This window comes from Colwellia sp. MB3u-8 (genome assembly GCF_014076985.1).
GTDB lineage: Bacteria > Pseudomonadota > Gammaproteobacteria > Enterobacterales > Alteromonadaceae > Cognaticolwellia.
The window spans coordinates 127,017-138,543 of the sequence record NZ_JACGVA010000063.1 but is presented as its reverse complement, the minus strand read 5'-3'; the positions used below and the strand labels follow the sequence as shown (position 1 = coordinate 138,543).

Annotated in this window: 11 protein-coding genes; 1 reads left to right on the top strand and 10 read right to left on the bottom strand. The window is 39.3% G+C overall.

Translation table 11 applies throughout. The annotated features are described in order from the left end of the window. The first annotated feature begins 94 nt into the window (after positions 1-94). Positions 95-1,126 carry a zinc-binding dehydrogenase gene (locus tag H4J54_RS10225; RefSeq protein WP_182190772.1) on the top strand — a complete coding sequence of 344 codons (1,032 nt, stop codon included), beginning with the start codon at positions 95-97 and terminating at the stop codon, positions 1,124-1,126. A gap of 290 nt (positions 1,127-1,416) precedes the next feature. Here H4J54_RS10225 and H4J54_RS10220 read toward each other — a convergent pair whose 3' ends face one another. From H4J54_RS10220 to trmJ, 10 genes are all read right to left on the bottom strand, one after another. Next, complete coding sequence (locus H4J54_RS10220; protein ID WP_182190771.1) at positions 1,417-3,828, bottom strand: EAL domain-containing protein; 2,412 nt, start codon at positions 3,826-3,828, stop codon at positions 1,417-1,419. 284 nt (positions 3,829-4,112) lie between these two features. Next, a complete protein-coding gene (gene fdx, locus H4J54_RS10215) occupies positions 4,113-4,451 on the bottom strand; it encodes an ISC system 2Fe-2S type ferredoxin (RefSeq protein ID WP_182190770.1) in 339 nt (112 codons plus the stop codon). 4 nt (positions 4,452-4,455) lie between these two features. Next, positions 4,456-6,330: a Fe-S protein assembly chaperone HscA gene (gene hscA / locus H4J54_RS10210; RefSeq protein ID WP_182190769.1), complete on the bottom strand. Its 1,875-nt coding sequence runs from the start codon at positions 6,328-6,330 to the stop codon at positions 4,456-4,458. A 117-nt stretch (positions 6,331-6,447) separates the two neighbouring features. Then, positions 6,448-6,975, bottom strand: coding sequence for a co-chaperone HscB (gene hscB, locus H4J54_RS10205; RefSeq protein WP_182190768.1), 528 nt, complete (start codon positions 6,973-6,975; stop codon positions 6,448-6,450). Between the two features lie 27 nt (positions 6,976-7,002). Continuing rightward, positions 7,003-7,326, bottom strand: a complete 324-nt coding sequence (gene iscA / locus H4J54_RS10200; protein WP_182138328.1) for an iron-sulfur cluster assembly protein IscA — start codon at positions 7,324-7,326, stop codon at positions 7,003-7,005. Between the two features lie 14 nt (positions 7,327-7,340). Then, positions 7,341-7,724, bottom strand: coding sequence for a Fe-S cluster assembly scaffold IscU (iscU, locus tag H4J54_RS10195; protein WP_182190767.1), 384 nt, complete (start codon positions 7,722-7,724; stop codon positions 7,341-7,343). An 18-nt stretch (positions 7,725-7,742) separates the two neighbouring features. Next, entirely contained in the window at positions 7,743-8,957 is a 1,215-nt protein-coding gene (locus H4J54_RS10190) for an IscS subfamily cysteine desulfurase (protein ID WP_182190766.1), read from the bottom strand. A gap of 29 nt (positions 8,958-8,986) precedes the next feature. Then, positions 8,987-9,496, bottom strand: coding sequence for a Fe-S cluster assembly transcriptional regulator IscR (iscR, locus tag H4J54_RS10185; RefSeq protein ID WP_182190765.1), 510 nt, complete (start codon positions 9,494-9,496; stop codon positions 8,987-8,989). A 256-nt stretch (positions 9,497-9,752) separates the two neighbouring features. After that, positions 9,753-10,562 (bottom strand): serine O-acetyltransferase, encoded by an 810-nt coding sequence (cysE, locus tag H4J54_RS10180; RefSeq protein WP_182190764.1) that lies wholly within the window; start codon positions 10,560-10,562, stop codon positions 9,753-9,755. Positions 10,563-10,633: 71 nt separating this feature from the next. Beyond that, complete coding sequence (trmJ, locus tag H4J54_RS10175; protein ID WP_182190763.1) at positions 10,634-11,395, bottom strand: tRNA (cytosine(32)/uridine(32)-2'-O)-methyltransferase TrmJ; 762 nt, start codon at positions 11,393-11,395, stop codon at positions 10,634-10,636. Positions 11,396-11,527: the final 132 nt, after the last annotated feature.

The window sequence follows — 11,527 nt, the reverse complement described above, 5'->3', positions numbered from 1 at the left end:
CTATTGCGTCATTGCTGGCAAAATTTAATGTCTATCATGGCTTTAATGCTTGCCAGAGTTATGCTTTACCCGCTGTTAATGATTGAGTTTACCTATGTTTGATACTGAATTTTCATCACAAAAAGATAGTTCAAAAACAATGCAAGCCATTGTTTTACTCGAAGCTAACGAAGAAATTCGCTTGGAGAATATTGAGCTTAGTGTGCCTAAATGCAACGATAACGAACTCTTAATAAAAGTAGAATATGTTGGCCTGAATTCCTTAGATGCAGAATATGCCAAAACAGGATTTTGTCATTGGCAGTACCCGCATATACTGGGTTTAGATGCGGTAGGCATAGTCGTTAAAGCGCCAAAAGGAGTTTATCCCGATATAGGCGCACGTGTTATGTGGCATGCCAGCATGGGATCACAAGGCGTACTCAGCGAGTACGCCAAAGTAGCCAACTATGCGGTTTCTGTTGTGCCTGAAAACGTCAGCCCTGAGCAAGCGGCCGCACTGCCTTGTGCGGGTATGACAGCGTTAATTTCACTCGACCGATTACAACTTGTTGAGGGTGATACTTTATTAATTGAAGCGGGCGCAGGTGCCGTTGGTCAAATGGCTATTCAATTAGCTAAACAACGCGGCGTAGATGTATTTACCACAGCGGCAAAACGTAATCATAAATTAGTCAAATCGTTAGGGGCTGAGGCGGTATTTGATTATCGGGATAAAAAACTTTGTCAGAAAATTCGCCGTGAATTAGGTCCGCAAGGTTTTGATGCTGTACTTGACTCCATTGGCGGTGATGTCACGGTACGCAATATTGAATTAATGCGCTTTTGTGGTCGTATTGCCTGTTTAAAACCATTACCGACCTTTGAGCAAGAACTGCTGTTTAGAAAGGCACCTAACATTAGCATTGTATCGCTTGCTGGTGCTTGGCTAGCTAATAGTTTGTGTGCACAGCAACGCATGAGCTTTATGAGCAATTTACTGCTTGAGAGCTTAGCGAAAGGTGATTTAGTGGTACCAGAAGTTAGTCTAATCGAATTTAATGCCGAGCATATTTCCGCCGCGCTAAACAAACAGTTAGCCGGCGGTTTTACCGGCAAACAAGTAGTGAAACTCAATACGGCTTAACGATATTTCTTCAAGATATTGCTTCAAGATACGACTATAAGGTGTTGCTTAAAAATATTGATAGCCTAACTCAATACTTACCTAGCGTTAACTTAAGTTATCCGTATCGGCATTAAGCCATTTAAAGTTATACCAATTTCATTAATTAGGTGGTCTACTTTATACGCAGGAAAAATGGCCAAATATAAGATATTTATTTTAATAACTAGTTGTTCTAATTATTAAATAAATAACGCAGTAGTGGGTTATTTTAACCAGTAAAAATGATCAGGTAATTAGTGAGATTGGTATTAATACCCCCGGTTTAAAAGGAAACGTTTAAAGTCAGTATCAAGTAGCGGTTTTGCAATATAATAGCCTTGTCCTAAATCACAGCCGATGTCTTTAAGCTTTTGATATTGCGCTTTAGTTTCAATGCCTTCTGCAGTCGTTTTTATTTTCAATGCTTTAGCTAAATTCACCACAGCGTCTAATATCAAGACCTTACTGCTCACTTCATTGATGTCATCAACAAAACTTTTATCTATTTTCAAATAATCTAAAGAAAATTGATGTAAATAACTCAGCGACGAAAAGCCTGTACCAAAATCATCTAAGGCGACTGGAATATTAAGACGTTTCAAAATATCTAAATGTTTTTTCACGGCATCAACGTTCAGAATTAAACTTTCTTCGGTAATTTCTACACATAAGCGCTCGGTGATCTCTGCGCATTCTAGATGTTGTGTTTGCATATAGTTAATAAAGTCTTGTGACGCAAAGCCAGATGTTGACACATTAACACTAAGCTTAAATTTTTCTGGCAGCCAATCGGCCCAAAGCTTGAGGTTGTTCACCGCCAACTTCAGCATATAAAGATCAAGCTGCACTATTTGCCCTGAGTTTTCTAAAATAGGAATAAAAAAATCTGGAAACAACAGTCCTAAGTTAGGATGCTGCCAACGTACCAACACTTCAGCACCAATAACCTCTCCGGTATCAAAATCAATTAGCGGTTGATAATTGCCGATAAACTCAAGATTTTTAACTGCCTGATCGAAATCGTACTCAACTTTAACATTGGTTGATTTATTTTGTTCTTTAAGCGCTTCAAAAAAGACGTACTGATTGCGGCCTTTGAGTTTGGCTTGATACATAGCATGATCAGCATCAATCAATAATTGATCAGCACTCTCACTCGCATCACTGTAAGTGGCGATGCCAATACTGACACTACTAGAAATATTCAAACTATCGATAGTGAAAGCCCCTGATGTCGCCTCGATAATACCTTCAGTTATCCGACAAATGGTCTTATGATCAATCTTACCATCAAGCAGTATGGCAAATTCATCTCCACCTAAACGCGCCAATGTATCTGTGCTCCTTAAGGTTGGCGCTATTGACTTTACAATAGAAATCAATAACTTATCACCAACATGGTGGCCATAAGTGTCGTTAACTTGCTTAAATCTATCTACATCGATAAACAGTATGGCTAAATTGTCTTGGCGATTATTCTGACAATGTAAAAACGCATGTTGAATTCTATCTTTAAAAAGCGATCTATTAGGTAAGTCGGTCAAAGCATCATGTAATGCTAAAAACTGAAGTTTCTGCTGAGCTGCCATTCTTTCAATGGCATTATGGATATGTTTCGCGACAAAAGATAAGAGTTGTTTGTCTTTTTCTTGGAATAAAAAATCAGTATTATAACTTTGTACAACGACAATACCTTTATTATCACCGTGACCAAAAGGCACGCCTAACCATACTTTTGGTATGCTGCCTAAAATATAGATCTCTTTGTTATCAAGCATTTTTTGAATATCTTTTTCATATAATAGAAAAGGTTTATCTTTTAACAGGGTATAGCCTGTAATACTTAAATGTTGTGGATCAATGGCGACTCTATCGAAAATATTTCCTTGCTCTAACTCGTCAACAAAATCTTGGTCAAGTTCGTCTACCGCATAAGGAAATTCAATTATTTTTCCGTCATCTTTAAGTAAGGCAACAAAAAAGTTTTTTGCAAAAGTAAGACGTCCAATACATTGATGTAAACTCCGATAAAAATCACCCATAGTTTTAGTTTTAAAAGTAAGTTCAGCAATCTCGAATAAGGCATCTTGAATTTTATTAGCATATTCTAAATTTTCAATCACCTCTTCCAAGTCATCAACTCTGATGATTTGAGATATTTTCATGGCGGCAAGAGAAGCTAATGCCGTCAGTGTTCTCAGGTGATATTCAGTGTAAAAGTTAACCCGCGCATGTTCGCTGTCAATAACACCTAATAATTGCTCTTTAAATAAAATAGGAACCGCTAACTCTGATAGCGTGGTTTCGTCATCAACAATATAACCGTCAAATTCTCGAGTATCTTTGACTAATATTGGCTGCTGAGTTGCCGCAACCTTACCAATAACCCCTTCATTAAAAGGAATAACCATAGAGTTGGACGAAGTATCTCTTAGTTGAGTATCACTGATTTTTTCACTATTGATTAAGGTTTTCTTTTCAAAGCCCGACATGCGACTTAAGGTTTCCCCCCCAGCATCTAAAGTGTAAATAACGGCATCATCAAAACCTAGCTTTTCAACAATATTTTGTGCTAAATACTGCCAAACTTCATTTGGGGTGTTTAATAACAAAATATCAGTAGCAAACTGATTAGTGATGATTAAACTTTTTATCGTTTGTGATTTAGATAGTACTGACAAATTTATGATGCCTAGAAGTTATTTAACAAATATATACCTGTTTATTAAGTTATTTCAACAGGAAAAACCTCCATTAATTAGAGCAAATTTTTAATCAGGTGTCTATTTATCTAAGTAATAAAAAGTTGACCAGCCGATTAGCTATCAAAGTAAAAAATCAAACCAAGGTCTCAGTTTATTAAATAACATGAGTTGTGCAATATTTTTCCAATGGGCGATTAATGCGATCAAAAAAGGGTAATAACCGCATGGTTATTACCCTTAAATATTATAAAGCGAATTATTTAGTGCGTTTCAGATACCATGTTGACGGTATACTTAGGAATTTCTACTACTAAGTCTTCATCGCCCACTAATGCTTGGCAACCTAGGCGCGATTCAGGCTCTAAACCCCAAGCTTTATCTAACATATCTTCTTCGAGTTCATCGCCCTCTTTGATAGAGTCAAAACCTTCACGAATGATCATATGACACGTGGTACAAGCGCACACTTTCTCACAGGCATGCTCAACACCAATATCGTTTCTCAGTGCTACGTCTAATACGCTCTCGCCTTTTTTGGCTTCTACTACTGCGCCTTCTGGGCAAAGATCTGCGTTGGGTAAAAATATAATTTGTGGCATTTGACTAAACCTCGTCTACTGAATGGCCAGATAATGCTGTTCTTATAGATGAATCCATCCTACGTTCAGCAAATGTGGCGGTGCTATTATTTAATATCGCTATTGCCGCTTCAACTTCATCGGCATTACCTGTTTGGCTTATTTGTTTCAGCGCAGAAATAGCGCTGTCTATTTTGCTGATTTCCGCTGTATTTAATAAAGCGCTATCGGCAAGAAGTGCCGCTTGAATCGACTCAATCACTTGTGACGCTTCAACTTGCTGCTCTTTCAACATACGCACTTGCATGTCTTGCTCAGCATTTTCCATGGAGTCTTTTAGCATGTTAGTGATTTCATCTGCTTCTAAACCAAAACTTGGTTTGACCGTGATACTCGACTCAACACCGGTGGATTTTTCCATCGCTGATACTTCTAACAAACCGTCTGCATCTACTTTAAAGGTGACACGGATATGTGCAGCACCAGCGGTCATTGCCGGAATGCCACGAAGTTCAAATCGTGCTAATGAACGACAATCATCAACTAACTCACGCTCGCCTTGTAATACATGTAAAGCCATCGCCGTTTGACCATCTTTAAAGGTGGTAAATTCTTGCGCTTTAGCTACTGGAATGGTGGTGTTGCGCGAAATAACCTTCTCAACTAGCCCACCCATGGTTTCTAAACCTAATGATAAAGGAATAACATCAAGTAACAAGATATCGCTCTCTGGCTTATTACCCGCCAAAATATCAGCTTGAATGGCTGCACCTAAAGCAACGACTTTATCAGGGTCAATTGAGGTTAAAGGTTGTCGTTTGAAAAAACCTTCAACCTCTTGACACACTAAGGGTACACGGGTAGAACCACCGACCATGACCACTTCAATAATATCACTAATGTCTAGCTCTGCGTCTTTAACAGCTCGACGACATGCTCGCAGTGTTTTCTTTACTAATGGCGCGATCAACTGCTCAAACTCAACTCGAGTAAAAATGTTGGTCCAAGTGTTATCATTGGTAAGCGTTAGTGATATTTCAACACTGTCACTGTCTGACAATTGCTCTTTAGCAAAACAAGCTTGCTGGGTTAATTGTCGTTCCATTGAAGTAGACAAAGGGCGAACTAAGCCCGCTTTATTAATCAAATGTTCAACCAGCATGCCATCAAAGTCATCACCACCAAGCGCAGAATCACCGCCGGTAGCTAACACTTCAAATACACCTTTATTAAGGCGTAATATTGAAATATCAAAGGTGCCGCCGCCTAAATCATAAACCGCAACAACGCCTTCTTGTTTTCCTTGATGTTCAGTGTCTAAACCATAAGCAACTGCGGCGGCTGTAGGTTCGTTAAGTAAACGTAAGACATTGACACCGGCTAATTTTGCCGCGTCTTTCGTACTATGGCGTTGTGCATCATCAAAATAAGCCGGCACGGTAATAACTACACCCGTTAGTTCACCGCCTAGCGATAATTCAGCTCGTTTCACTAAAGTTTTAAGTATTTCGGCTGACACTTGTACCGGATTCACTTCGCCTGTGCGAGTTGCTATTAAGGGGTGGTTTTCATCACCACAAAAAGCATAGGGTAATGATGCATATTTTGCCGTTATATCAGCTTTAGAGCGACCCATTAGGCGCTTTGCTGACACGATAGTATTTTCAGGGTCACTCACAGCTAACGCTTTTGCGTCATGACCGACAAGAATACTATTGCTTTGATAACTGACCACTGACGGTAAAATGTCAGCCCCGTTATCATCAACAATAGTTTCAGCTAGGCCACTTTTTACGCTAGCAATTAAAGAGTTTGTCGTACCAAGATCAATACCCGCCGCAAGGCGATGGGCGTGAGGAACTGTACTTTGCCCTGGTTCAGCGATTTGTAATAATGCCATTGTAAAAGCTCGTTAGGTGATGGTTTTACGGATTTTTTATTAACAACTACCTTTTTTTATAGAAAAAGTAACTGCAGTTATTAACCTATTAATTTTATAATTTTATAATTTTATAATTTAGTCGTCTAGCAATAACTCTTCGAGCTTATCTAGCTCAATATTAAGCTTTTGATAAAACTTAAGTTTTCTTAAATTATCGCAAGCTAAGCTATTGGATTCTTGCGTGTTTTCTGCTAATTGACTTTGCAGCTGATTAAAGAGTTGCTGGAATTCTGCTTCAAACACTTGTGCAGCGTCAAACACAGCGGCATCAACATCATCAGCATGCTTAACTTCGTCTAGCATTTCTCGCAGTTCCATTTGATGCATTAAAAAACCCACGTCACCAAAAGAAGCCTGCTCGTTAGGCATGCTAATACCGCGCAATTCTAAGAGATATTGCGCGCGTTTTAGGGGTTTTTTTAGCGTTTGATAGGCATCATTAATCAAGGTTGATTTTTTAACGGCTAGCATTTGCTCTTGGCTTGAACCATGAGCAAAGCGATCAGGATGTACTTTTTTTTGTAATGTTTGATAAATTGTTGAAAGCTTGGCCAGGTCAATAGTAAACTGAATTTCTAAACCAAATAACTGAAAATAATTCACAACAACTCCAGTGAAATTAATCGATCACTAAACATTAAAACTTTCACCACAACCACATTCGCCTTTAGCATTTGGATTGGTGAATTTAAAGCCTTCGTTCAAACCTTCTTTAATAAAATCAAGTTCGATACCATCAAGATAAACCAGGCTTTTACCGTCAATAATGATATTGACATCATTAATGGAAAACATTGAGTCATCGTCATTTAGATCATCTACAAATTCAAGTACATAAGCTAAACCAGAGCAACCCGTTGTTTTAATACCTAATCGTAGACCGAGGCCCTTGCCTCGGTTTTCGATAAACGATTTTATCCTGTCAGATGCAGCAGGTGTCATCGTTACACTCATATTGTGTCTCCAGCTTAACCTTTATGCTTACTACGGTAATCTTCGATTGCCGCTTTAATTGCGTCTTCCGCTAAGATTGAACAGTGAATTTTCACTGGCGGTAATGCAAGTTCTTCAGCAATCGCCGTATTTTTGATTTGGCCAGCTTCATCAATTGACTTACCTTTAACCCACTCTGTTACCAATGAGCTTGAGGCAATCGCAGAGCCACAGCCGTAAGTTTTAAATTTCGCATCTTCAATAATGCCGTCCGCTGAAATTTTAAGTTGTAACTTCATTACGTCACCACATGCAGGTGCGCCAACCATACCCGTAGCAACTTTTGTGTCATTCTTATCAAAAGAACCAACGTTGCGTGGATTTTCATAATGATCAATTACTTTTTCGCTATAAGCCATAATATTTCTCCTAGCGCTCTAGTGAGCAGCCCATTCTATTGAGTCTAAATCGATACCGTCTTTGAACATTTCCCAAAGCGGTGACATGTCACGTAAATGGCCAATTGCCTTTTTAATCAGGTCAATGGCATAATCTATTTCTTCTTCTGTAGTAAAACGACCGAAGCTAAAACGAATTGAGCTGTGCGCCATTTCATCATTTAGCCCTAAAGCTCGAAGTACGTACGATGGCTCTAAACTTGCAGAAGTACAGGCTGAACCTGAAGATACGGCTAAGTCTTTTAACGCCATGATAAGCGATTCACCTTCAACAAAATTGAAACTGACATTTAAGTTACCTGGATAACGTTGGTCAAAATCGCCGTTAACAAAAACTTGTTCCATGTCGTTTAAACCAGCCCATAAACGATCACGCATTTTAGTCACGTGTATTGCGTCTTGTACTAGTTCTTCTTTTCCAATTCTAAATGCTTCACCCATACCCACAATTTGGTGAGTTGCTAGTGTACCTGAACGCATACCACGTTCATGGCCGCCACCGTGCATTTGTGATTCAAGACGAACACGAGGTTTACGACTAACATAGAGTGCACCTATGCCTTTTGGACCATAAATTTTATGGGCAGAAAATGACATTAAATCCACTTTTAAAACTTGTAAATCAATTTCAATTTTACCGGCACTTTGCGCAGCATCAACATGAAAAATAATTTTACGTTCGCGACACATTTCGCCAATGGCAGCAATATCTTGAATCACACCAATTTCGTTATTAAGGTGCATGATACTAACGAGAACAGTGTCTTCACGCATGGCGTCTTTTAATTTGTCTAAATCAATTAAACCATTGCTTTCAGGATCAAGGTAAGTTACTTCGAAGCCTTGACGCTCTAACTCGCGACAAGTATCTAGCACGGCTTTATGCTCTGTTTTACAGGTAATAATATGCTTACCTTTTTTACTGTAAAACTTAGCGGCACCTTTAATACCTAAGTTATTAGACTCTGTTGCACCTGAGGTAATAACAATTTCGCGTGGGTCGGCGTTAATCAAATCAGCAATTTGATTACGAGCGATATCAACCGCTTCTTCCGCTTGCCAACCAAATTTGTGTGAGCGTGATGCCGGGTTTCCAAAAAAACCATCAGTAGTCATATATTGCATCATTTTTTCAGCAACACGTTTGTCTACCGGTGTTGTCGATGAATAATCAAAATAAATGGGAAGCTTCATTAATTAATAATCTCCAGTTGAACCAGCTATTAATGCCAGTCATTCATAATATTGCGAGTAGTAATTAAGGTCTCTAACGAAGGGGATTTGCGAGCTTTCGCTGTAGCTTCATCTTGTCGTTGTGACACTATTTTTACATTTCGTTGCTCGACGAGCTCGGCAAGTGAAATGCCTTTTAAAAAGTCTTCAATTCTGTCGCTTAAATCAGTCCATAAATAATGCGTTAAGCATTGCTGACCATCTTGACAATTACCTGTGCCACCACATTTAGTGGCATTGATACTTTCGTCAACAGCATTGATAACATCAGCAATGGTAATTTGCGCTGAACATTGTCCTAACCGGTAACCGCCACCTGGCCCACGAACACTATTGACGAGTCCGTATTTTCTAAGCCGTGAAAAAAGTTGCTCTAGATATGATAATGAGATACCTTGGCGCTCAGAAATATCAGCCAGTGGAACAGGTCCTGTTGTCGCATGAATAGCTACATCAAGCATTGCTGTTACAGCGTATCGGCCTTTAGACGTCAATTTCATATATTACCCCTATCAATTGGTTGGCAATTTTACATCTCCCTACAAATTAGTCAACTAAATACCCGACTGATTTACTCAAGTATTTTACGCGCCTTTAATTATTAATCAATACGGAGGAAGAAACATTAAAGTTTACATCGCTCTAATGTTTAATAACCTCTGCGTGAAAGTAAGGCTGGACTGGAAATTTAGTATCGATAGCTAGGCTAAATGCTTGTTTACAGCAAAATAACCTCTAGCGGTAAATAAACGGGAACTAAATTGCTGGATCAAAAGATTCTTTTGCGCTTTCTCGACGTTTTGCTGCCGCTTTCTCATCTTCGTCAAACTCACCCACCCTTAATTCAGGTAGCGCTTCTGGACAAACATGACCACCAAGCTGATTAACCTCTCGACATAAATCAGAAACTTTATTTTCCATTAAATGCATATGGTCAAGTAAACGACCTATCGCTTTAGCGACTGGATCTGGATTATCAGTAGCCACCGCATAAGCATCAAAGCCATATTTCTTTGCCACTTTCTCACGTTTTTCAGCGGCACTATCGTCCTTTTTAGCGTTAACAATGCGAGCGGGAATACCAACAGCTGTGCCGTTTTCAGGTACGTCTTTTACTACAACGGAGTTAGAACCTACCTTGCCATTCTTACCTATGGTAATTGGACCTAAAATTTTAGCACCGGCACCAATAACAACATTATTCATTAAGGTTGGATGGCGCTTACCTTCTTTCCAACTTGTACCGCCTAACGTAACCCCTTGGTATAAAGTGACATCATCACCTATCTCAGCGGTACCACCGATGACAACTCCCATACCATGGTCAATAAAAAATCGCCGACCAATAGTCGCACCTGGGTGGATCTCAATCCCCGTTAACCAACGAGAAAATGTTGAGAGTGTTCGCGCTAACCATTTCCAATTACATTTCCACAAACGATGACTTAAACGATGAAACCACACGGCATGCAGGCCAGGATAATTTGTTAAAACTTCAAAAACATTACGTGCGGCAGGATCTCGGTCAAATACACTATTGATATCTTCTTTCATGCGGTTAAACATACCACGTTCCTTAATTCTCTATGCTGTAATCAGAGTTAGTCACTGAGTTAAGTGACTAACTAACGCTATAATTAATCTTTATTTTTTTCAGTATTAGAGGCTTTTGCAGCACGTTCAACTGAGGCTAAAATACCACGCATCATTTTCAATTCTTTTACATCGGGCCGTGCACGGTTAAACAAACGGCGCAGCTTAGTCATCACTAAACCTGGGTGACTTGGCATAATAAAGCCCGTTGCTTTTAGTGCATTTTCAAAATGTTGATAAAAGCGTTCTGTTTCCTCAGCAAGCGGATATTCTTCACTTTCACTCAAGGTAAAGGCTTGTTGTTGATGGATTAGGAAGCTTGTACGCACTTCATAACTTAAGGTTTGTACTGCCATAGCCAAATTCAATGAGCTATATTCTGGATTTGCTGGAATTTGCACATGAAAGTTACATAACTGAAGTTCTTCATTCGTTAAGCCACTACTCTCGCGGCCAAATACTAATGCCACTGGATATTCTTGTGCTTCTGTGATCAGTTTTTCGCCACAACCTCTAGGCTCTAGCATGGGCCAAGGTAACGTGCGCGACCGAGCACTTGTGCCAACCACTAAACCACAATCTTTAATGGCTTCTTCGAGTGTTGCCACTACTCTGGCATTTTTTAAGACATCGGTTGCACCAGCAGCTAAAGCCTGTGCTTGACCATTGGGCATTTCAATAGGATCAACTAAAATGAGATCAGTTAAACCCATTGTTTTCATGGCGCGAGCGGCTGAGCCGATATTACGACAATCTGAGGTATTAACAAGAACGATACGAACCTTACTTAATAAAGAATCTGACATTATCTACACTTACTTAATTCGAGGGTAATAATTAGTTAACATGACTGTAATTAGCTAACAACATTACCTATCTAGACGGCTAAAATTTCGGATAATGTTAACACAGAACATTATCCTTGTACTGAGAAAAAA

Bases quoted from the DNA above. Each gene is read 5' to 3' on its own strand.
- H4J54_RS10225 (WP_182190772.1), top strand. From the start codon at position 95: ATGTTTGATACTGAATTTTCATCACAAAAAGATAGTTCAAAAACAATG.
- fdx (WP_182190770.1), bottom strand. From the start codon at position 4,451: ATGCCACAAATTATATTTTTACCCAACGCAGATCTTTGCCCAGAAGGC.
- hscA (WP_182190769.1), bottom strand. From the start codon at position 6,330: ATGGCATTATTACAAATCGCTGAACCAGGGCAAAGTACAGTTCCTCAC.
- iscA (WP_182138328.1), bottom strand. From the start codon at position 7,326: ATGAGTGTAACGATGACACCTGCTGCATCTGACAGGATAAAATCGTTT.
- iscU (WP_182190767.1), bottom strand. From the start codon at position 7,724: ATGGCTTATAGCGAAAAAGTAATTGATCATTATGAAAATCCACGCAAC.
- H4J54_RS10190 (WP_182190766.1), bottom strand. From the start codon at position 8,957: ATGAAGCTTCCCATTTATTTTGATTATTCATCGACAACACCGGTAGAC.
- iscR (WP_182190765.1), bottom strand. From the start codon at position 9,496: ATGAAATTGACGTCTAAAGGCCGATACGCTGTAACAGCAATGCTTGAT.
- cysE (WP_182190764.1), bottom strand. From the start codon at position 10,562: ATGTTTAACCGCATGAAAGAAGATATCAATAGTGTATTTGACCGAGAT.
- trmJ (WP_182190763.1), bottom strand. From the start codon at position 11,395: ATGTCAGATTCTTTATTAAGTAAGGTTCGTATCGTTCTTGTTAATACC.